The sequence below is a fragment of the Deferribacterota bacterium genome (assembly GCA_034189185.1).
In the GTDB taxonomy this organism is placed as follows: domain Bacteria; phylum Chrysiogenota; class Deferribacteres; order Deferribacterales; family UBA228; genus UBA228.
In genome coordinates, this window is sequence record JAXHVM010000015.1 from 1 (window position 1) to 20676 (window position 20676).

Sequence of the window (20676 nt, forward strand, 5' to 3'; positions counted from 1 at the left end):
GCCATTTTTATTTTCCTCCGCAAGATATTTTTCAGGAATATTTTCAATTTCCTTTAAGATTAATTCTTTTAAGCTCCATATTTTGTGCTAATCATTTATTTTGTAGGCCCTATCTTAAGGTATTCTTAATAACTAATTTCTATATAAGTTAAATGTATAGTATAAATCTCACGTTAAATAAATCACATCAAGGCCTTTATTTAGTTTTAATGCTATATGATTCTACCAGTTGAAGGAGTCAATTATTTTTTTTATTACTATCTCCTTGTGGACAACAGCAATTTGTTTCAGTGCTTTCTTTAGGTTTAGATGAAGTCTTATTATCCTCTGAATTAATTTCTTCAAACTCTAGTGAACAACAAGTAGATTTTTTCCCAAAGATTTTTTTGAAAAAATTGGTCTTTTTTTTGTTTTCCATGATTTCCTCCTTTTAGTTAAATTATTGAGTTAAATAAGTATCCGCCTACAACTGCTGTTGTCCAAATGACAACAACGATTGAGCAAACTAGGCGCACCTTAAAAATACTTGCAAGCATGGACATTTCAGGTATCGCCATACCAGCGCCTCCGATTATTAGAGCAATAACTGCTCCCATGCTCATGCCTTTTTGCAATAAAGCTAAACCAATTGGAATGGCTGTTTCAGCTCTTATGTAAAGAGGAACACCAATACTAGCTGCGACAGGAATGGCAACTGGGTTGTTGGCTCCAGCTATGTTTACCACGAGGTCTTGTGGGACGTATCCATAAATTCCAGCACCTATTGCAACACCAACAAGCAGATAAACTAGAACAGCTCTGAAATCACTCCATGCGGAGAAAAATGATGCTTTTAATTTTCCAGAAAATACTATAGGACTATTAGCAGAATCTGGGGTAGTGTTACAACAGTTTGACTTAATCCTCACGCGTTTAACATATTTTGCCCCACCGATTTTTTCAAGAAAAATACCGAAGATCACCGATCCCATAAAAGTAACTCCGAAATAGAATAAACACGCTTTTATCCCCATTAGGGCCCAGATCATACTAATAATAATGGGGTTTAGCAAAGGGGAGGCAATGACGAATGACATAATCGGTCCAAAGGGTGCTCCAGCGTTTAGCATACCAAGTGTCATTGGTATGGTTGAGCATGCGCAAAAAGGGGTGAGCGAACCAACTACGGCACCTAGAAAGTTGCCCCAAATTCCACGTCTTGTGAGCCACTGTTTGAGTTTTTCTTGGGGTATATACATTAGTATTAGTGCAACAACTGTGCTAATGCCTAAAAAAAGAACTGTTAACTCAGTAGTGATGATCAAAAAATATTGAATGGTATTCATCAGGTTGTTCATTTCAATATCTCCTTATTATATGGTTGACACTGTCAACTTTAAGTGCAAAAAATTATTCCTCCATAGCTTTTGCCATTGATGCAATTAATTTAATTATGTCTTCCATTGTATACTCTGGCATCTTTGCAGCGATGATATGAAGTTGTTTCATATAATAGGCATTAGCAGACGATAAAATGTGTTCTCCGGCCTTTGTTATTTCCACGCAACAGATTCTTCCATCTTCATTGGATTTAATCTTTTTAATATATCCTTTTTTTTCAAGTCGGTTAACAACTCTAGTTGCGCCACTTTTTGTAAAACCGAGGCGATAACCGATATCTTGTACTGCGCAATGAGGTGTGGTTGAGACTTTATCTAATGCTATGAATTCTGGCATAGTAAGGTTTTCACAGCACTCACCATTTAGACCTTTAGGGCCAAAGTACCAAGCAATTTCTATTAACGACCTACTTACATCTGAAATAGTACCTTTTTTCATTATAACTCCACTAAAAAAATTACATCAAGGCCATTGATTAATTCATAAAAATAATAATCCTATTGGTTGACGCTGTCAACTATATTTTACTATCATTTTATAAAAATTCAACTTGCGAAGTTGAAGGATTGGGTAAGATGGGTTGAAATGGCTTATTTACGGGGAAAATCTGACTTGCGAAGTCAGAGGAATGGCGTATGGATGGGGAAAAATCAACTTGTGAAGTCGGGAGATCCGAATTAATCCGTATTTAACTTTCAGTATCTAACTGTTACAATTTGTTCAATTAAATAAATTATCATTATATTTTTTTATAACGGATTGTAACTATAATTTATCGCACTATAATCTACACACACCAAAAAATTAAATAAAAGTTATCTACCCAGAGACCAGAATTAATATAAAGAAAATTTATGTTTTGTTTTCATAAGTAAAAGATTTCCAGAAGATAAGTGATGTGGTTTAAATATTATGCTCTTATGGTAAAAGAATAAAGATTGCTATCTTAAAATGGAGTAAAAATCTTGCTTTAAGTTTGCTTTTAAAGTTTTGAGATGATATAATTAATTAAAAAGAGGTTTTTAAAGTTTGGTAAATTACTCAGATCTTCTAGGGGAAATTGGTATAAAACATAGATTCAGAGATCCTATTTATGGTTTTATCTGGCTTACAGAAGATGAACTGGAAATGGTGGATTCTGAGCTTTTTCAGCGATTGAGACGTATTCATCAATTAGCACTAACTAAATATGTTTATCCAGCAGCAGAAAATACAAGATTTCCGCATTCTTTGGGTGTTTTACAATCTGCTACTAACATATTTCTTGAGTTATATCGCAATAACTATAATAGTTTAAATGAGGTGATGGGTGATACTGTAAAGTTTTTTAAAGTATTACGTTTTGCTGCTCTTTTGCATGATATTGGACACATGCCATTTTCTCATGCGACTGAAGATATATTTTTGAATGAAGGTACTACCCATGAAGATGTAAGTAAACATATTGTATTGAATTATGAACCTTTTTTGAGTATTTTTAATAAGAATAACATCAACCCTAAAGTTGTAGCGAATCTTTTCAAAGGAAAATTAACAAGTAAATATAGGTTTTTAAAACAAATTCTTTCAGATTCATTTGATGCTGATAGAGCGGATTACTTGCTACGCGATTCTTATATGTGTGGGGTGAAATATGGGTTATATGATTTCCAAAGATTTATAAGTAGTTTTGATTTTTCAAGAGAGACTGAAAGTTTTACAATAAAGTATGGTAATATCCATTCAGTGGAATCACTTATATTAGCTAGGTACTACTATAATATGCAAGTACCCTTTCATAGAACAAGAAAGGGTTACGATATAGTTCTTAAAAAATTTATTGAAATGCATAAGGATGAAATTGATTGTGGAATTTTTACTAAAGATAGTGGTTTAGATATAGATTATGATAAATTTTTTCTTTTTGATGATAATTATATATTTGAGATTATTAAAAGAAAGTACAGAGAAAAGGATAAACTTGCAACAACTTTATTGAGAGGAAAAAATAAACTTCATGCTGTGTTTGACTTAGAAGTAAAAGCAGAAGAAAAAGAATATGCAGATGAATACAATGGATTTATTCAAGAGTTAAAAGAAAAAGGTTTTAAAGAAAATGAAGATTATTTTAAGTTTAAAGAAACTATAAAAATTCATAAGTTGATTAAACAAAGTGATGAGAAGGAAGAAACGGGCTATGTAGTTATTAAGGATGGCGAAAAATATGACTTGCTTGATTTATCTGTAATTTTGGAAATATTAAAAGAACCCATTGTAATTTATAGGGTTTATATTATATCAGAAAAAAAAGAAGAAGCCGAAAAAATATATAAAAACTTAAAAGAACGGCTTAAAAAATAAAGGAAAATATATATGGGGGAAATTTATGTCAAACCATAAATGGCTATTAAGTTTAATAAAAAAACTTAACGACCATAATAGTGATATTACAAAAATTGTTCTACAAAAAATAACTTTTTTTCTTCAGGAACTAGGTGAACCTTGTCAATATACTTTTGAAGGTTACAAATACGGGCCTTTTAGTCATGGACTTGCTAGTGAGATTCAGTTTTTAGAGCAAGAAGGCTTTATCAATATGGATGGTAATAAAATTTTATTTAAAGATGACAAAGAACCTGTTGGAGAGATAAATGAAAATTTAGATGATAATTTAACTTTTCTGGAAGAAAAAATTTTTAATTTTGACCATAGTTTTAATAATATGGAACTCCTGGGTACGATGCTTTATTGTAAAATGGCATTAAATGAGTTAGGCGATGAAACCAGTAAAGATAATGTTCTTAAAGAGTTTAAGAGTTGGAAAGGTAATAAATTTAACGAAGAAGATTTAGAAAAAGCATATCAAAAAGTGGAATATTTTTTAAATAAAGTGAAGTCTAAGAAATCTAAATTGAAAGATCATAGTTGCAAAAAATTGTGGAAATATGAGTATGATCAGAAAAATGAGAGTGTTTAGTTTCTTCCATATATCCCCCATTAAAAACTAAATTTCATTGCCCCCAGACTTCAGAGATTTTAGCTTCAATTATTTGTTCCATTTTTACAGCCAATTTTTTGCATTCTTCGACAGACCTTTGTTCCTCCTGAATTTCTGCCAATAAACATATTAGTCACCTCTATTACTTACTCATGAGTTACTAACTTATGAGTAAGTAACTCTAAAGATAATGATATTATACTACAAAATTGTGCTTTTTATGCAAGGTCTAATAGAAATCTCGACTTGAAATCCCGACTTGCGAAGTCGAAGGATTGGGTAAGATGGGTTGAAATGGCTTATTTACGGGGAAAATCTGACTTGCGAAGTCAGAGGATCACCCTTTACAAATCTTGCCAAGCTTCATCCTCCTTGTGTCTTAGCCAATCTTTCTTAAGGGACGTTTCGCTGGCAATTGCTGTTCTATTCCCTTCTTCCAACGCTTTTGTCTCTAAAAAACGTATAAAATCCAGTACCTCTGCAAGATACTTCTCAGGAATATTTTCAATTTCCTTTAATATTAATTCTTTAAGCTCCATATCTTCGCCTCATCATTTATTTTGTAGGCCCCTAGCTTAAGGTATTCTTAATAACTAGTTTCTATATATATAATATATGCCATATTGTTGCATATTGTATGAATATATTAATTATTAGCGATATTATAAATAATTGTTAAGTTAACTTATTATACTGACTTCCGCAAAATTATTCAAGAATCAAAAATTCAACTTGCGAAGTTGTGGGAAGTGGGAGTATGGGCTGTGATGGCGTGAATACGGGGAAAATCTGACTTGCGAAGTCGGAAGAATTTATCAAAATATATCGCCTTTTATTAAGCCCGCCGTTTCGCCTTTTCTACCATTCTTTTCCTAGTCAAGTCCAAGCAACTTAGGAGAATTAAACTTTAAAGAGAATTCTTTAATTCGTTTTTCTGCCAATTTCACGTATTCTTCATTTATTTCATACCCAACATAATGGCGATTTACTTTTATCGATGCGATTGCAGTCTGCCCGCTTCCTATAAACGGATCCAGAACAACCTCACCCTCAAAAGTGTAAAGTTGGATTAGTCTGCGAGGTAATTCAACTGGAAATGGTGCAGGATGGCCAACTTTTGTCGCTGGTTCTGCGGCAAAAGTCCACACACTTTTAGTAAATTCAAGAAACTCCTCTTTAGAAACTGTGCTTTCTCTTCCGAGATTTTCCCTTGAAAACATACCTTTAGAAAAGACCAAAATATATTCATGAATGTCCCTAAGTGTAGGATTCTTAGCCGAAAGCCAGCTACCCCAAGCAGTCGAAGAGCTACCACTTGAAGCTTTATTCCAGATAATTTCGCCTCTCATTAAAAAACCTAAATCAAGCATATCCTCAACGATAAATGCATGGAGAGGAATGTACGGTTTTCTTCCAAGATTGGCAATATTAATACACGCTCTTCCACCGGGGACAAGAACTCTCTTAACTTCGCTCCATACTCTTTTCAAAAATGATCTATATTCACTCAGGGTAAGATTTTCATCGTACTCTTTTCCAACATTGTAAGGTGGAGAAGTAACCATTAGATGAACACTATTATCTGGCAATTCCTTCATTTCTTCACTTGTCTTGCAAAAGATTTTGTCAAGAAATTTGGATGGTATTGGATTTTCCACATACTTGGTTCTCTCCTCCTTGGGAAGTCCCTCATATAACCTGCTTGTGTAAAACGAAGTAGAATTATGATTAATTCTTCCAGGAGAGCCGAATGCACTTGTTTTCGTCCCATCTTTTTTCTTATAGTTTCCCATTTAATCTCCCCTCCAGAGATCAACCCATCTTTTATAAGGATTAAACTCAATTTTTGTTTTTTGCCAATTTATTACGATTCTTCTGGACATACTATCCTCAACTAAACTTGACAATGCCTCTTTAGTAATCTCAACACCTCTTGGATTTGTTCCGGATTTTGGAAGTTTAATATAATTTTCTCTGCCTATTTTATCAAAAAGCCGTTTTTGAGTTGCTAATGGTATATAATAAAATCCTCCTGTGTCATTCCAGTTAATTTGAACAAGTAGGATATCGCAATGCGGATAATAGCTCTCACGAAATTCTTTTGCTTTCTGAGTATCTACAGTCCATATAAGTTTGACACCGCCAAAACTCTTACCTGTAATTGTTTTTATAGATATTGGCTCATCAAATAACTTTAAATCAACTTCTGGCTCGGTAATAGGTAGTTTAGTCTCTACATTTGATTCACCAAATTTATAAATGAGCAAAGCAATGATTATTCGTTCACGGGCAGAGCCCACCTCCATTCCCGTCTTACCTGCTCTTGAACTTTCTAATTCTGCAAGTTGGAAGAGGTAGGGTAAACGCCCTTTTATCTTCTCTACAAGTTTTATGTCTTCGAATATTTCAATTAAACAACTGGACATTTTTTATTTTTCCATACTTTCATGAGCAAAATGGCGTATAACTCATTTCTATAGAAATTGAACTTATAGTTTAGATCTTTTTGTTGCATATTATACTAGCTTATTTTATCAACTTCCATAAAACGATGCAATAATATTAAAAATTGTTCAACTTGCGAAGTCGAAGGATGGGGTAAGATGGGTTGAAATGGCTTATTTACGGGGAAAATCTGACTTGCGAAGTCAGAGGATGCTGTGATGGCTTAAATATGCGGAAAATCTGACTTGCGAAGTCAGAGGAAATTTTGACCCCTTTGATCAAAATGCGTCAACTGATTGGTTTGACCCAGAGTGGATGTTCGGTGTAACAGATGGATTTGATGTAGTGATTGCTAACCCACCCTATGTGAAAGAATATGTTAATCGTTCAGCATTTGATGGGCTCAGAGACTCACCATACTATCAGGGAAAGATGGACTTATGGTATATGTTCGCGTGTAAAGGTATAGACATGCTAAAACAAAACGGGATCCTTACGTTTATAGCTCAAAACAATTGGGTTACAAGTTATGGTGCTTCAAAGATGAGAAATAAGGTCATTCAAGATACGCAGATCTTGAGTCTTATTGATTTTGGTGCATATAGAATTTTTGAGGCTGGCATTCAAACAATGGTAATAATCTTAAAAAAGAGCACTAATTTAGAAAATTATTTTTTTGATTACAGAAAATTGATAAGCAATGATGCTGAAATTAATGATGTTGTTATGATCCTAAACAAAGAATCAAGTGCCAAAACAGAGTATTTGACGCTGAAAATTCAGCGATCTAAATTTATTAATAAAGCTCTTACGTTTAGCGCTTCTAATGTTCAAAACATTCTTGAGAAGATATTGGGAAAATCCAATTTTTTTTTGGATCCGCAAAAGGAAGTTGCGCAAGGTATAGTATGTCCGCAAGAATATCTTAATAAGGCATCTCAAAAAATATTAGGTGAAGATTTCGAAATTGGTGAAGGAATTTTTACATTAACAACTCAAGAACTTAAAGCCTTACAACTATCTAAAGCCGAGCTCAGACTCATAAAACCTTTTTTTACAACTAAAGAATTAAACAGATGGAAAGCCAATCCACATAATCAAAAATGGATTATCTATACAGACTCAAGTTTTAAAGATAAAAAAATAGTAGAAAGATATCCTAACATTAAGAAACATCTTGATAGGTTTAAAAAAGTCATTACATCGGACAATAAACCTTATGGACTTCACCGAGCCAGAGACGAGTTTTTTTTCAAAGGAGAAAAAATTATTGTGGTGAGAAAATGTGCTCGTCCAACTTTTATTTATGTTGATTTCGACAGCTATGTGTCAGCGACTTTTTACATTATCAAAACCGAGCGTATCAACCAAAAGTATCTCGTTGGAGTACTTAATTCACGGTTAATAGAATTCTGGTTGAGGCACAAAGGGAAAATGCAAGGAACAAATTATCAAATTGATAAGGAGCCTCTTGTGAACATTCCTCTTATTAAGGCCAATGAAAACACGCAAGGTGCAATAGCGAGTGTTGTTGACAAAATCCTCGCCATTACCAAAGATGAAGACTATTTAGAAAACCCTGACAAGCAAGCTAAGGTCCACGAGTATGAAAAGCAAATCGACCAACTTGTCTATAAGTTGTATGGACTTACTGAAGAAGAGATCAAAATCATTGAAGAACAAAAATATTAAATCTTATTTGTCTGTGGGAAAATAAAAAATTCAACTTGCGAAGTCGAAGGATGGGGTAAGATGGGTTGAAATGGCTTATTTACGGGGAAAATCTGACTTGCGAAGTCAGAGGATTTCTTTAAATGTGCTGTATTATTGGAGTATGAAGACTTTTTTATTTTGGTGGAGGTGGCGGGAATCGAACCCGCGTCCGAAGAGTCTACTTAAGCGATGGTCCTACATGCTTATCCTGTGTTTGTTAATCCATAACAAGGCCACAGGCAGCCTCGTTATGGATCGCCTTAAGTTCAATTTTCGAAGCCCAGCCCCTTAAGGCAAAGGCTAAGCTTCACAGCCTGGTAGTTTGGCACCCTTAAATAGCCCCAGGCAAGCTACTTAAGGGCGTCGCTGCTATTTATTAAGCAGCGAGTGCTAGACTTTCGTCTTCGGTTATTTTTGTAATTGCTTAAGTTTTTACCTGCCTTAAGCACGCAGGGCATGCACCACCTTCTTTTTCGACTCCCCGTCGAATCCTTTACACCCCCATAATTAGAATATATAATTTAATAATTAATTGTAAAGATCTTAAGTTTTTGCAATTAAAAGCTATTAATAATTATAAAATTTTTGTTATATTATAAGGATGTTTTTTAAAAATTTAATATATAATATTTTTAAATTAAAAGAAAAAAATACTACAATTGCGCGTGAGATATTAGCTGGGATAACTACCTTTGTGACAATGGCTTATGTAATATTTATTAACCCGGCTATATTATCTAAAACAGGTATGGATCCTTCGGCTGTATTGATAGCAACGGTAATTGGCTCTGCATTTGGTTGTCTTTTAATGGGTATCCTGGCAAATTACCCTTTTGCACTTGCCCCTGGAATGGGGTTAACTGCATATTTTGCTTATATTGTTGTTGGTCAAATGGGGTATAGTTGGCAAGCTGCATTAGGTGCTGTCTTTATGGCAGCACTAATTTTCTTACTTTTAACTATCCTTAAGATTAGGAATTTAATAATCAAGGGTATACCAGAGAGTTTGAAAAGCTCAATCTCTGTTGGCATTGGTTTGTTTATTTCTTTTATTGGTTTAAAGGAATCGGGTATTATTGTTTCAAATAGTAGCACTTTTTTATCACTAGGGGATATGACTAATACCTCACCTTTACTTGCTATAGTTGGATTAGTTGTTATAGCTATTCTACGCTCAAGGGATGTCAAAGGCGCAATTTTGATAGGTGTAGTGTTTGTATGGGTAATTTCAATTATTCTTGGTGTTAGTCAGTTTAATGGGTTTATCAGTAAGCCCCCATCAATTGAACCTGTATTTTTAAAGCTTGACATATTAAATATATTAGATATTAGCTATCTTTCAGTTATATTTGTAATACTTTTTGTTGCTCTATTTGATGCTACTGGTACTTTTTTGGGGGTCTCAAAACTTGGCGGTTTTCTTGTTAATGGCGAATTGCCTAGAATGACAAGGGCTTTAAGTATAGATGCTGTTTCAACTATGTTTGGTGCAGCTCTTGGAACGTCACCTGTTACAGTATATGTAGAGAGCTCTTCTGGGATACTAGCTGGTGGAAAAACAGGGCTAACAAGCGTTGTGGTTGGCATTCTTTTCTTGCTCTCTATATTTATTGCTCCAATTGCCACCTCAATTCCTATATTTGCAGTATCCCCCGCTCTTATTATAATTGGTTCTTATATGATGAGCTCTGTTAGAGATATTAATTGGTCTGATTTTACTGAGGCCTTACCATCTTTTTTGCTAATTGTTTTTATGCCTTTTACTTTTAGTATTGCCAATGGTATAGTTATAGGTGTTATAGTATATCCAATTTTAAAACTCTTTACTGGTAAAATACAAGAGACTACACCACTAATGTGGATTTTAATGCTTCTGTTTTTATTAAAATTTTTTTATGAGGGTATTATAAAATGGATATTGTAATAAATAATGCACTAATACCAGATTTTAAGAATTATAGATTTAAAAAATGTCACATTGGCATAAAAAATGGTATTATTTCTAAGATAAGCGATGTAAGCATAAATGGTGAAACTGTAATTAATGCAGATGAAAGGTTAGTAAGCCCATCTCTTATTGATTGTCATTGTCACATAGAGAGCTCATATTTGTCCCCCTATTATTTTGGTCAATTTGTGGCAAATTATGGAACAACATGTGTTATTGCCGATCCCCATGAGATAGCCAATGTTTCAGGTATCTCTGGGGTTAATTATTTTATAGAGAATGCAAAACTATCTGATATAGATATAAAATTTGCAGCTAGTAGTTGTGTGCCTGCAACAAATATTGTAAAAGGCGGCGGTTCTTTGACAGTAAATGATATTAATTCATTACTTTCGAAGGATGAGGTTGTTGCTTTAGGTGAGGTTATGGATATTGAAGGGGTGTTGATAAAAAAGAGAGGCCTCTTAGAAAAAATAAATTACGCCATTACCAAAAATAAAAGGATTAACGGTCATGCGCCACAATTAAAGGGAGAGAAATTAATTAACTACATAAATTATGGCTCAATAGAGGATGACCATGAATGTGAGAGTGCAGAGGAGATTAAGGAAAAGTTAGAGGCAGGCTTAAATATCTTTATAAGAGAGGGCTCTTCAGCGACAACTGAAGTCGGTGCTTATAAATTAGCAGAAAAATATCCCCATAATATAATGTTTTGTACAGATGATAAATCTCCTTTAGATATAGCCCAAAGTGGACATATAAATTTTCACCTAAGAAAATCAGTAAAGGCAGGTCTTGATCCACTTTTGGCTCTAAAACTTGCTACAATTAATGGGTTTAAATATTATAATCTTGAGGGTGGGTTAGCCAGTGAAGGAATGCCTGCAAATTTAGTTATATTTGAGGATATGAAAAATTTCTTTGTCAATAAAACTATTATTAAAGGTAAAATATTCAAAGAAAACTATAATAAATTTCATACCCCAGATAATTTATTACACAGCATAAATGTCAAAGAGCCCTTATTAATTCCTAAATTAAATGAAAATGTAGAGCATATTATAATAAAAGTAAAAGAAAATTCTTTGATAACAGAAAAAGAATATTTAGATAAAGATTATAAACATCCTGAATATGTAATTGATAGAGATATTTTAAAATTGGTTAATATTGATAGGTATAATAGAAATTTAAGTGCTGCAGCTAGAATAAAAGGTTTTGGTCTTAAAAAAGGAGCTATTGGTAGTTCAATATCACATGATTGTCATAATATAGTTGCAGTTGGCACATCTGATAAGGCTATTAAAAATGTTGTAGATAAAATTATTAATATTGATGGTGGGCTTGTCTGTTTTGATGGCATTAATTATGAGACAGTAAGGCTTAATATTGGAGGTATTATTTCAAGCGAGAATCCATCAAAATTAACTAAAGATTTAAAAAATTTAAATGAAATGGTTAAAAAAACGGGGTGCACTTTAAAAGAACCCTTCACTCTTTTATCCTTTATGGCTTTAGAGGTAATCCCTCATATAAAGCTTACAACTGCTGGGTTATATGATGTAGATCTATCTAAATTGCTCTAAAAAGACTAATTAATTTAAAATTGATAGGAACTTATTTTAATTTATAATATATATAATGGCGTATTGATTATAAAGGAATTTTAATATAAAATTAAAAATAAAATAGTATAAATAAGTTATATGGAGAGGTAAAATGTCAAGTGAAAGTATTATATTAGAAAAAGATGGTCCAATTTGTAATTTAATTATGAATCGCCCAAGTGTTATGAACGCTATTGATGCTAGTATGGTTGAATGCTTTAAGTCGGTTTTAGAAAAAATTGAAAATGATAAAACGATTAAGGTTATTATATTATCAGGTGCAGGAGGCAACTTCTCATCTGGCGCAGATTTAAACCTACTTGCAAATGCTGATTATGCCCCTGAGACATTAAATATGTTAAGGGGTTTGAGGAAAGTTATGCTGCAACTTCACAATTTAGATCAACCAATAGTTACAAAGGTTAGAGGTGTTGCTTATGGTTTCGGTGCTAATTTAGCACTAGCAGGTGATTTTGTAGTATCTAGCAATAACGCACGTTTTTCTGAGGTTTTTGTAAATATTAATGCAATGATTGACGGAGGAGGCAGTTATTATCTTCCAAGACTTGTGGGCCTTGCAAAAGCAAAGGAGTTAGCATTGCTAGGAGAGGAGTTTTCTGGCAAAGAGGCAAAAGAAATTGGATTAATCTATAAATCTGTTGACGAAAATGAGCTTGACGCTGCTGTTTTAGAGGTAGCTAAAAAGTTATCAAAAAAAGAACCTGCCGCTCTATCCTTAATCAAAGAGGCCCTTGATAACAGTTTACATATGTCTTTTTCAGAGGCTTTAGAATGGGAATTTTCTCATCAGGCTATAATGATACAGTCAAAGGAGCATAAAACATTACTTAAGAAACTTTTGAAAAGGTGATTTATTTTTTACAACTAAAATTATTACGTATTAGTGTATATATAAATAGAATATTCCTTGAGTTGACATTCTGCTAATTTTTAGATATTATATTATAAAATAGCTATTAATATAATTAATGTATGTTGTGGATATTTGACTATAGATATAGGGGAAAGTGTGTATTTCGTTGGTCTATTTGATTAAGGCATAGTGGTTTTTGATATAGTTGTGGGCAAAGAAAGCTTTAATGGAAGTGTATAAATTCAATTTCAAAGAAAATCATTTAATAAACATAAAAGAGATTTGTCCTATTGAAGAATTAGATAGCCCATCTTTTATGACAGCCCTAGAGGCTTATATATTTTCCCTTAGAATTTCTTTTATGCCCAACCCTAAGGAGGTCAAGCTATGACTATCCTAAGTATAGTTGGTTGTTTTTTGGCTGGAGTGCTCCTTGTTAATGGTATTCCTCATTTTGTTAAAGGGATCTGTGGACACCGTCACATGACGCCTTTCAAGCGTGACAGCTCCGCTGTCCTCAACGTATTGTGGGGTTTTATTAACTTCATTGTAGGTGAGGTTATCCTTAAGGCCTCTAAAGGTACCGCATGGGATAGCTCAGAGATCGTTGCTTTTTGGATTGGGGGCTTTGTGATAGCCATCTTCTTGGCCGCATTTTGGTCAGATCCCAATGCCAGACTCCCATGGCACAAGGATTAAACTGTAAACAATTTTTTGAATATTATTCTTAGTGGATCTTTGTTGAATTAGAATATTTTTATAGAATATTGATATAGTTACCATATATTTAAAAATATGAAAGTTAAAAAAATCAAATTTATTGATACCCTTATTTGTGTAACTATTAATTAATTTGATAACACATCCTAATAATTCACGAAACATGTTTTGTGAGAGGAAAAAGAGGGGCTAACTACTTGACATCCACTTAAAAATTAAATAAAATAATTTTATATCTTTTAAAAGGGGTAGTTTAAATGTTACCAAAATATTTGTTAGGTATATATTAAAAAGGATGTTTTAGAAATTAATGTTAGAATTTCCAAAAAGAACAGATGTATGTAAACAGTTTAAAGACAGTGATGGAAAGATCGCAGCAGTTCTTCCCATACACTACCCAAGAAGTTTATTACGGGCTTTTAATATATTGCCTGTTGAGGTATGGGGTCCACCAAAAATAGATAGAACTGCTGGGAGTATTCATTTACAAGAATATATTTGTTCAATTGCCCACAGTTTACTAGCCTTTTTACAATCAAAGGATATGGATATTGTTGATCTAGTTATAACCCCCCATGCATGTGACTCCTTGCAAGATTTAGGTGGTCTACTTATTGATTTTATAGATACCAACAAGCCTGTCTTCCCTCTTTATATACCAAGGGGAAAAAGGGATATTGATTTAGAGTTTTTTGAAATGGAGTTAAAAACCCTATATAATAGGTTGGTTGATTTAACAGGGTTAAAACCGCCAGACAACAAATTAATGGAATGCATATTCTTAGAAGAAGAGGCAGATAAAAAGCTAGCAGAGCTTTATAAGAAAAGGTGTTTTCTAAATGTAAATAATAAAGAGTTTTATAGATTAGTACGCCTTAGAGAATATTTGCCAGCTGAAGAATTTATAGATTTTACAGACAAAGTTATAAAAGAGTGTAAATCTAACAATGAGATATTTTGTAATGCAAAAATAGTTATTTCAGGTCTAGTGCCAGAACCTATGGAAATATTTGATATCTTTGATGAAATGAAAGTAATTGTTGTTGCCGATGATTTTGCTTGTAGCGGTAGAAGAGTTTATAAAGCTGGAAATAGTGATAACCCTTTTAAAAGAATGGCTGAAAGGATCATATATGGTCCTCCCGACTCAACGCGTGGCAATCTAATTGAGGAGAGGATTAAGCATTTAAAAAATTTAGTTGATAGTGGAGATAGTGCTAAAGGGGTTTTATTTTATATTGTTAAATTTTGTGAGCCCGAACTTTTTGACCTACCTGAAATTAGAAAATCCTTAAATGATGCAGGCATTTCTTCACTTGTAGTTGAAGTAGATATTAATAGCCCTCTTTCTCAACAGGTAGTTACAAGAATAGAGGCATTTTTAGAGGCTTTAATGTGAATACAAATTTAATACAATATTATTGGAAAGTAAAATTAGTCGGTAATACTTTTTTAAAATACCAGCGTAAAAGATTAGAGAAAAGGAAGGCCCCATCAAAATGGCGTACTGATATCCTAGCCCCACCATTAAAGATTGATGCAAAGACTAAGGAATTAATTGCGAGACATTACTTAGAAGGTCAGCATGTAGAGGGTATTAAAAAAGTAGCATGGCTAACTAGTGGAGCACCTGTTGAAATACTAAAGACGCTAGATTATTACGTGTTATATCCAGAAAATCATGCAGCCTTATGTGGGGCACGAAGGAAGACAGTTGATATTTCAACGGAAGCAGAGAAATGTGGCTACTCTAGGGATTTATGTTCCTATGCAAGGACAGATATTGGAACAACCCTTTCTAAAAAAACACCCGTCGGAAAATTACCAAAACCAGATTTATTGGTGGCTTGTACAAATATTTGTCAAACAGTGTTATCTTGGTACCGTGTGCTTTCCCACTATTATAAAGTCCCCCTTGTGCTAATTGATACCCCCTTTATCTATGAAAAGGAAAGAGATCACGATATAGAATATGTTAAGAAACAATTAGAGAATTTAATCATAGTAGCTGAGAAGGTTTCAAAGAAGAGATTTGATTATAATAAATTTGCAAAGGTTGCAATGTATAGCAAGGATGCTACAGATTTGTGGTATGAGATAATGAGATGTTGTGCAAATAGACCAGCACCTATCTCAGTGTTTGATCAATTTATACATATGGCACCAATAGTTGAGATGCGTGGTTTAAAAACAACTGTTGATTTTTATAGTCAGATGTTGAATGAGGTTAAAGATAGGATCTCAAAAGGTATAGGGGCTGTTAAGAATGAAAGAAAGAGGCTTCTATGGGATAATTTGCCAATATGGTACAGAATTAGATACTTATCTGAGTATTTTGCTAGTAAAAATATTTCAATTGTTGCCTCAACATATACAGATGCCTGGGGTGAGTTAGCATCGCTAATAGATTATAACAGGCCTCTAGAGTCTATGGCAAGAACATATATCAATCCAATACTTAATCATAGCCCAGGCTATAAGCTAGATAAAATGATGAAGATGGTTGATGAATTTAGTATAGATGGAGTTCTTTTACATTCTGATCGCTCCTGCAAACCCTATTCAGTAGGACAGGTTGATCAAAGAAACATTATAAGCAAAAAGTGTAAAGTACCATCTTTGCTCTTAGAGGCTGACCATAATGACCCTCGTTCATATGCTGAGTTGCAAGTTGAGGCTCGTTTATCTGCATTTGTAGAGATGTTGGGGTAGTATGAATAAAATATCCGCATTTGGTATAGATGTTGGTTCAACAACAACTAAAATTGTTGGGGTAGACAGCTCTGGTATAATGGTATGGAATTATTTAGAGCAAACTGAACCAGCAATTGAAAAACAACTAGCACGTTTTTTTGGTATTGTAAGAGAAAATTTTGGTGATTTAAAGGATATCCCTATTATAGCTACAGGTTATGGTAGAAAATTAGTAAAACAAACTACTAAGGTAGTTACTGAGATTACATGCCATGCAAAAGGCGTTTTTAAAATCTTTGGTCATGGTGGGACACTACTTGATGTTGGAGGGCAAGATAGTAAGGTTATAGTTATTAACTCTAGTGGTGATGTAGTTGACTTTACGATGAATGATAAATGCGCTGCTGGAACGGGTAGGTTTTTAGAATACACTGCAGGCAGGCTCGGTTATTCAGTAAATGAAATAGGGGAGATTGCAATGAAAACTGAGAATGAGGTTCCAATAACTAGTACTTGTACAGTATTTGCAGAAACTGAGATTATATCAATGATCTCAAGCGGAACTGATATTGCCTTAGTTCTAAAAGGGCTGCACAGATCCCTTATTAAGCGTATAATAGCAATGATAAAAAGTGTTAATTTTATACCACCCCTAATGCTTTCAGGTGGTGTTGCTAATAATGTAGCTATTAGGGAGATGATTGAAGAAGAGATGGGTGAGAAGACTACCTTATCTCCTTACCCACAATTTATGGGCGCCTATGGGGCAGCACTCCTTGGATTAGATAATTCTTAAGCTAAAATAAAATATTTCTGTTACTTGTATTCATTTAATTTAGAACATACTTCTATTATATCTTCTTCCTATAATTTTTAAATATTTTTAAGTAAAAAAGCTTGGCAGTATTTGCCAAGCTTTAATAAGGTTTATACTTAATACATTAAATGTACAGTTAACAAAGTTATTTTGCTAGCTTATAAGATGTCAACTCTTTATGGATTGTTGCCTCAGAATTTGTCATTGCATCCATAAACAAATGTGTATCTTCAGTAACAAAATATCCTAAATCGGGAGCCCAACACCTTGTTGTAGTAATCTTTGTATCTGCTGCTGTAATAAAACTACCTGTATCTGTTTTTAAAACGAACGTAACGGGATAACATTCAAAGGTACCAGCTGGTGTTTTCACAGTTTTTTTAGCCTCAATTTTGGTTTCAATCACACCATTATCTTTTTTATAATTTTTTGATTCATAACTTGAAGCAAGGGAAATACCAGTTTCTGTTAAATTTAAGTAAAAGGGAGTTTCATCTTTGCTTTTGAAGCTCCATCCTTTTTCAAGTGGAAAATGCACAAATATAAACTGCTCTGGATGAAAATATGCTTCTCTATCACCCTTTGAATTTTCTTGATAGTAAAGTGCTAGTGAATTATCTACTATTGCATAATACCAATTAGTAACTACATCATATACCTTGGGTCTAGTTATCTGGATATGGCTTGCGTTATATTTTTCATAATCTGTTAATTCCTTACCTTCTTTCCCCTTAGGATAGATGCTAACTATTCCTTTTACGGTGTGTGTCTCAGTGTAGTTGTCAACATCCATTGGCTCTAAAATTGGGGTTCTACCACCATTATCTCCTTTTGCTGTTACCTGGAAAGTAAAAGTACTTCCCTCTGGTGCTAAATAATCCTTTGCATCTGCAAATAAAATGCCAGTTGTAAGTAAACTAAAGGCACAAACCGTTAAAAATAATCTTTTTAACATATTTACCTCCTATATAATATTTTTTATTTTAAATTATATACCGCATTTATAAAAAAGTAAATAACAAATTTCTAAAAATCAATATATTTAAATTGATATTATATTGTTTAAACAAAAATCTTGCCCTTAGCAGATGGTTTGTCCATAGCTTTTAGTTTACTATGCTTGAGCCTATTTGTTTAAAGCATGTTCTGTATCAATGATTGAAGATTGAAGAAGAGATGGGTGAGGAGATTTTTTTTATCCCCTCACCCAAAATATATGGGAGCATATGAGGCAGCTCTTATTGGATTAGAAAATTCTTAAGCAAAAACTAAAATATTATTATTAATTCTTTTCCTTTTGCTTTTTAGCTTCCTCTTCTCTGAGCTTTCTTCTTAGTACTTTACCAACTATCGTTATTGGCAAATCATCACGAAATTCTATATATTTTGGTCTTTTATATTTTGCAAGATGTTTATCACAGTATTCTCTTATCTCTTCTTCAGTTGCAGTCTCTCCGTCTTTTAGTTGAATGTAGGCCTTGATAACCTCTCCCTTGTATTCGTCAGGAATACCTACTGCAACAGCAGCTTTAACTTTTGGGTGTTTGTAGAGAACCTCATCAATTTCTCTTGGATAAATATTATAGCCACCAGAAATTACAAGATCTTTTTTCCTATCTACAATATAAAAATATCCATCTTTATCCATCCTTGCAATATCACCTGTGTAGAGCCATCCATTTCTAATTGTATTTTTAGTCTCTTCAATTTTTTCATAGTAACCTTTCATTACCTGTGGTCCTTTAATAATGAGCTCACCATCTTCGCCAATAGGCATTTCTTTTTCACCTTGCTCTATATCTACAATCTTACATTCTGTATTTGGTATAGGTAGTCCAATTGAGCCTGGCACTCTTTTGGCACTTTCTCCAAAAGGGTTAATATGGGTAACTGGTGTTGACTCAGTAAGGCCATATCCTTCACAGATAGAGGCACCTGTCAATTCATTAAATTTTTTGATTATTTCAACTGGAATTGGTGCTGCACCTGAGAAACACCCTTTAATGCAGCTAAGGTCATAATCTTTTATTTTTGGATGGTTAACAATACCAACATACATAGCAGGTACTGCCGCAAAAAAAGTTACCCTATATTTTTTTATTGCCTCAAGTAATTGATCTGGATAGGGTCTAGGTATTAATACTACTGTGCTTCCCCATGTAAGAGGTAAATTGAGGGAACAGGTCATACCAAAGCTGTGGAAATATGGTAGCGCTCCCATATGTACTTCTTGTGGAGCTGTAGGTTCAAATTCTTTAAACCACTCTGCAATTTGCTGTACATTGGAACTTAAGTTTTTATGGGTTAACATAACCCCCTTAGATATACCTGTAGTGCCTCCTGTGTATAGTAAGCAGGCTGTATCTTCCCAAGATAAATCTAATTTTGGTGGTTTTGCTTCAGTTTTATTAACTAAATCCTTAAAATGATATAAAAAATCTACCTTTTTTAAATCAAATTTATAACCCTGCTTTCTTGCAACTAGTGGAAAGAGTATACTCTTTGGAAAGGGCAGATAGTCTCCTATGTTGCAGGTTATTATCTTTTCAATTTTAGTTTTTTCTTTTAAGTCAATTAACCGGTTTGTAAGATTTAACAGTTCTGCTGTTATAACAATCTTTGATGAGGAGTCATTTAGCTGATATTGTAGCTCATCATCTGAATATAGAGGGTTATTTAAAACAGCTATTGCATTTGCTCTCTGTATTGCATAATAACTAACAACCTTATGTATAATGTTAGGTAGTATTGTTGCAACTTTATCACCTTTTTTTACACCCATCTCTACTAGTGCCGTTGCAAGCCTATCTATCATTTCAACAAGCTTTGCATAAGTTAATTTATAACCCTCAAAGATAAGTGCTGTATTGTTAGGATATTTTTTAGCTGAATCATAAAGCATCTCTAATACAGTTTTCTTTTTTATATCAATATTATAGTTTACGCCTTCTGCATAACTTTTTACCCATTTATCCTTAGTATATATTGGTTTTACATCTTCTTTAGAACCAACTTCCATTATCCTTACCTCCTAAAATGTTTAAATTATTTTTAAGTAAAAAAAGCTTGGCAAAAAAGTGCCAAGCTTTAATAAAGTTTATATTCAATAATTTATTGAACAAAACAATGTTATTGTGCTAGCTCATAAGAGGTCAACTCTTTATGGATTGTTGCTTCAGAATCTACCATTGCATTCATAAACACATGTGTATCTTCAGTAACATAGTATCCTAAATCAGGTGCCCAACATCTTGTTACCGTAACTTCTGTATCTGCTGCTGTAATAAAACTACCTGTACTTGTATTTAAAACATATGTGGCAGGATAACATTCAAAGGTGCCAGCTGGTGTTTGGACTGTTTGCATAGCCTCAGTTCTAGCCTCGGCTGTGCCTACATCGTGTTCATAGTTTGAGGATTCATAATGTGGGGCAAGGGAAATACCAGTTTCTGTTAAATTTAAGTAAAAAGGTGTCTCTTCCTCACTTGTAAAACTCCA

Annotated in this window: 20 protein-coding genes and 1 other RNA gene; 11 read left to right on the forward strand and 10 right to left on the reverse strand. The window is 33.5% G+C overall.

Annotated features, from left to right (window positions below; all coding sequences use genetic code 11):
* Window positions 1–238: 238 nt before the first annotated feature.
* From SVN78_02025 to SVN78_02035, 3 genes are read right to left on the reverse strand one after another with little or no spacing between them, the layout of a single operon-like run.
* Window positions 239–418 (reverse strand): hypothetical protein, encoded by a 180-nt coding sequence (locus tag SVN78_02025; GenBank protein ID MDY6820381.1) that lies wholly within the window; start codon window positions 416–418, stop codon window positions 239–241.
* Window positions 419–434: 16 nt separating this feature from the next.
* Window positions 435–1337 carry a permease gene (locus tag SVN78_02030; protein MDY6820382.1) on the reverse strand — a complete coding sequence of 301 codons (903 nt, stop codon included), beginning with the start codon at window positions 1335–1337 and terminating at the stop codon, window positions 435–437.
* A 52-nt stretch (window positions 1338–1389) separates the two neighbouring features.
* Window positions 1390–1818 carry a MarR family transcriptional regulator gene (locus tag SVN78_02035; GenBank protein ID MDY6820383.1) on the reverse strand — a complete coding sequence of 143 codons (429 nt, stop codon included), beginning with the start codon at window positions 1816–1818 and terminating at the stop codon, window positions 1390–1392.
* A gap of 591 nt (window positions 1819–2409) precedes the next feature.
* Between SVN78_02035 and SVN78_02040 the strand changes: the two genes are divergently transcribed.
* Together SVN78_02040 and SVN78_02045 are read left to right on the forward strand one after the other, a co-directional pair.
* Window positions 2410–3720: an HD domain-containing protein gene (locus SVN78_02040; protein ID MDY6820384.1), complete on the forward strand. Its 1311-nt coding sequence runs from the start codon at window positions 2410–2412 to the stop codon at window positions 3718–3720.
* Window positions 3721–3745: 25 nt separating this feature from the next.
* Window positions 3746–4336, forward strand: coding sequence for a hypothetical protein (locus tag SVN78_02045; GenBank protein MDY6820385.1), 591 nt, complete (start codon window positions 3746–3748; stop codon window positions 4334–4336).
* A 365-nt stretch (window positions 4337–4701) separates the two neighbouring features.
* On the opposite strand, the gene SVN78_02050 is transcribed toward SVN78_02045, so the two are convergent.
* From SVN78_02050 to SVN78_02060, 3 genes are all read right to left on the reverse strand, one after another.
* Window positions 4702–4896: a DUF2281 domain-containing protein gene (locus SVN78_02050; GenBank protein ID MDY6820386.1), complete on the reverse strand. Its 195-nt coding sequence runs from the start codon at window positions 4894–4896 to the stop codon at window positions 4702–4704.
* A 333-nt stretch (window positions 4897–5229) separates the two neighbouring features.
* Window positions 5230–6150 carry a site-specific DNA-methyltransferase gene (locus SVN78_02055; protein MDY6820387.1) on the reverse strand — a complete coding sequence of 307 codons (921 nt, stop codon included), beginning with the start codon at window positions 6148–6150 and terminating at the stop codon, window positions 5230–5232.
* Window positions 6151–6783: a ThaI family type II restriction endonuclease gene (locus tag SVN78_02060; GenBank protein MDY6820388.1), complete on the reverse strand. Its 633-nt coding sequence runs from the start codon at window positions 6781–6783 to the stop codon at window positions 6151–6153.
* A gap of 334 nt (window positions 6784–7117) precedes the next feature.
* Between SVN78_02060 and SVN78_02065 the strand changes: the two genes are divergently transcribed.
* Window positions 7118–8494: a TaqI-like C-terminal specificity domain-containing protein gene (locus tag SVN78_02065; protein ID MDY6820389.1), complete on the forward strand. Its 1377-nt coding sequence runs from the start codon at window positions 7118–7120 to the stop codon at window positions 8492–8494.
* Window positions 8495–8654: 160 nt separating this feature from the next.
* Here the strand turns inward: SVN78_02065 and ssrA are convergent.
* Window positions 8655–9018, reverse strand: a transfer-messenger RNA (tmRNA) gene (gene ssrA / locus SVN78_02070).
* A gap of 98 nt (window positions 9019–9116) precedes the next feature.
* Between ssrA and SVN78_02075 the strand changes: the two genes are divergently transcribed.
* The 8 genes from SVN78_02075 (at window position 9117) to SVN78_02110 (ending at window position 17157) form a co-directional block, all read left to right on the forward strand.
* The gene (locus SVN78_02075; GenBank protein ID MDY6820390.1) at window positions 9117–10439 is read left to right on the forward strand and encodes an NCS2 family permease; all 1323 of its coding nucleotides are present in this window, start codon (window positions 9117–9119) and stop codon (window positions 10437–10439) included.
* Window positions 10427–12052 (forward strand): adenine deaminase, encoded by a 1626-nt coding sequence (ade, locus tag SVN78_02080; protein MDY6820391.1) that lies wholly within the window; start codon window positions 10427–10429, stop codon window positions 12050–12052. Before SVN78_02075 ends, ade begins: the two co-directional genes overlap by 13 nt.
* 133 nt (window positions 12053–12185) lie before the next feature.
* The gene (locus SVN78_02085) at window positions 12186–12944 is read left to right on the forward strand and encodes an enoyl-CoA hydratase-related protein (protein MDY6820392.1); all 759 of its coding nucleotides are present in this window, start codon (window positions 12186–12188) and stop codon (window positions 12942–12944) included.
* Between the two features lie 229 nt (window positions 12945–13173).
* Window positions 13174–13338: a hypothetical protein gene (locus SVN78_02090; protein MDY6820393.1), complete on the forward strand. Its 165-nt coding sequence runs from the start codon at window positions 13174–13176 to the stop codon at window positions 13336–13338.
* The gene (locus SVN78_02095) at window positions 13335–13646 is read left to right on the forward strand and encodes a hypothetical protein (protein MDY6820394.1); all 312 of its coding nucleotides are present in this window, start codon (window positions 13335–13337) and stop codon (window positions 13644–13646) included. Before SVN78_02090 ends, SVN78_02095 begins: the two co-directional genes overlap by 4 nt.
* Before the next feature lie 331 nt (window positions 13647–13977).
* Window positions 13978–15066, forward strand: coding sequence for a 2-hydroxyacyl-CoA dehydratase family protein (locus SVN78_02100; protein ID MDY6820395.1), 1089 nt, complete (start codon window positions 13978–13980; stop codon window positions 15064–15066).
* Complete coding sequence (locus SVN78_02105; GenBank protein ID MDY6820396.1) at window positions 15063–16379, forward strand: 2-hydroxyacyl-CoA dehydratase family protein; 1317 nt, start codon at window positions 15063–15065, stop codon at window positions 16377–16379. Before SVN78_02100 ends, SVN78_02105 begins: the two co-directional genes overlap by 4 nt.
* 1 nt (window position 16380) lies before the next feature.
* Window positions 16381–17157 carry an acyl-CoA dehydratase activase gene (locus SVN78_02110; GenBank protein ID MDY6820397.1) on the forward strand — a complete coding sequence of 259 codons (777 nt, stop codon included), beginning with the start codon at window positions 16381–16383 and terminating at the stop codon, window positions 17155–17157.
* A 166-nt stretch (window positions 17158–17323) separates the two neighbouring features.
* On the opposite strand, the gene SVN78_02115 is transcribed toward SVN78_02110, so the two are convergent.
* The 3 genes from SVN78_02115 to SVN78_02125 form a co-directional block, all read right to left on the reverse strand.
* Complete coding sequence (locus tag SVN78_02115; GenBank protein ID MDY6820398.1) at window positions 17324–18133, reverse strand: hypothetical protein; 810 nt, start codon at window positions 18131–18133, stop codon at window positions 17324–17326.
* A 327-nt stretch (window positions 18134–18460) separates the two neighbouring features.
* Window positions 18461–20197 carry a long-chain fatty acid--CoA ligase gene (locus SVN78_02120; GenBank protein MDY6820399.1) on the reverse strand — a complete coding sequence of 579 codons (1737 nt, stop codon included), beginning with the start codon at window positions 20195–20197 and terminating at the stop codon, window positions 18461–18463.
* Window positions 20198–20307: 110 nt separating this feature from the next.
* A partial coding sequence (locus SVN78_02125) for a hypothetical protein (GenBank protein ID MDY6820400.1) occupies window positions 20308–20676 on the reverse strand: 369 nt, incomplete at its 5' end.

Excerpts from the sequence above, each read along its gene's own strand:
- SVN78_02025 (MDY6820381.1), bottom strand. The coding sequence starts at position 418 with ATGGAAAACAAAAAAAAGACCAATTTTTTCAAAAAAATCTTTGGGAAA.
- SVN78_02030 (MDY6820382.1), bottom strand. The coding sequence starts at position 1,337 with ATGAACAACCTGATGAATACCATTCAATATTTTTTGATCATCACTACT.
- SVN78_02035 (MDY6820383.1), bottom strand. The coding sequence starts at position 1,818 with ATGAAAAAAGGTACTATTTCAGATGTAAGTAGGTCGTTAATAGAAATT.
- SVN78_02045 (MDY6820385.1), top strand. The coding sequence starts at position 3,746 with ATGTCAAACCATAAATGGCTATTAAGTTTAATAAAAAAACTTAACGAC.
- SVN78_02050 (MDY6820386.1), bottom strand. The coding sequence starts at position 4,896 with ATGGAGCTTAAAGAATTAATATTAAAGGAAATTGAAAATATTCCTGAG.
- SVN78_02055 (MDY6820387.1), bottom strand. The coding sequence starts at position 6,150 with ATGGGAAACTATAAGAAAAAAGATGGGACGAAAACAAGTGCATTCGGC.
- SVN78_02060 (MDY6820388.1), bottom strand. The coding sequence starts at position 6,783 with ATGTCCAGTTGTTTAATTGAAATATTCGAAGACATAAAACTTGTAGAG.
- SVN78_02065 (MDY6820389.1), top strand. The coding sequence starts at position 7,118 with ATGTTCGGTGTAACAGATGGATTTGATGTAGTGATTGCTAACCCACCC.
- SVN78_02075 (MDY6820390.1), top strand. The coding sequence starts at position 9,117 with ATGTTTTTTAAAAATTTAATATATAATATTTTTAAATTAAAAGAAAAA.
- ade (MDY6820391.1), top strand. The coding sequence starts at position 10,427 with ATGGATATTGTAATAAATAATGCACTAATACCAGATTTTAAGAATTAT.
- SVN78_02085 (MDY6820392.1), top strand. The coding sequence starts at position 12,186 with ATGTCAAGTGAAAGTATTATATTAGAAAAAGATGGTCCAATTTGTAAT.
- SVN78_02090 (MDY6820393.1), top strand. The coding sequence starts at position 13,174 with ATGGAAGTGTATAAATTCAATTTCAAAGAAAATCATTTAATAAACATA.
- SVN78_02095 (MDY6820394.1), top strand. The coding sequence starts at position 13,335 with ATGACTATCCTAAGTATAGTTGGTTGTTTTTTGGCTGGAGTGCTCCTT.
- SVN78_02100 (MDY6820395.1), top strand. The coding sequence starts at position 13,978 with ATGTTAGAATTTCCAAAAAGAACAGATGTATGTAAACAGTTTAAAGAC.
- SVN78_02110 (MDY6820397.1), top strand. The coding sequence starts at position 16,381 with ATGAATAAAATATCCGCATTTGGTATAGATGTTGGTTCAACAACAACT.
- SVN78_02115 (MDY6820398.1), bottom strand. The coding sequence starts at position 18,133 with ATGTTAAAAAGATTATTTTTAACGGTTTGTGCCTTTAGTTTACTTACA.
- SVN78_02120 (MDY6820399.1), bottom strand. The coding sequence starts at position 20,197 with ATGGAAGTTGGTTCTAAAGAAGATGTAAAACCAATATATACTAAGGAT.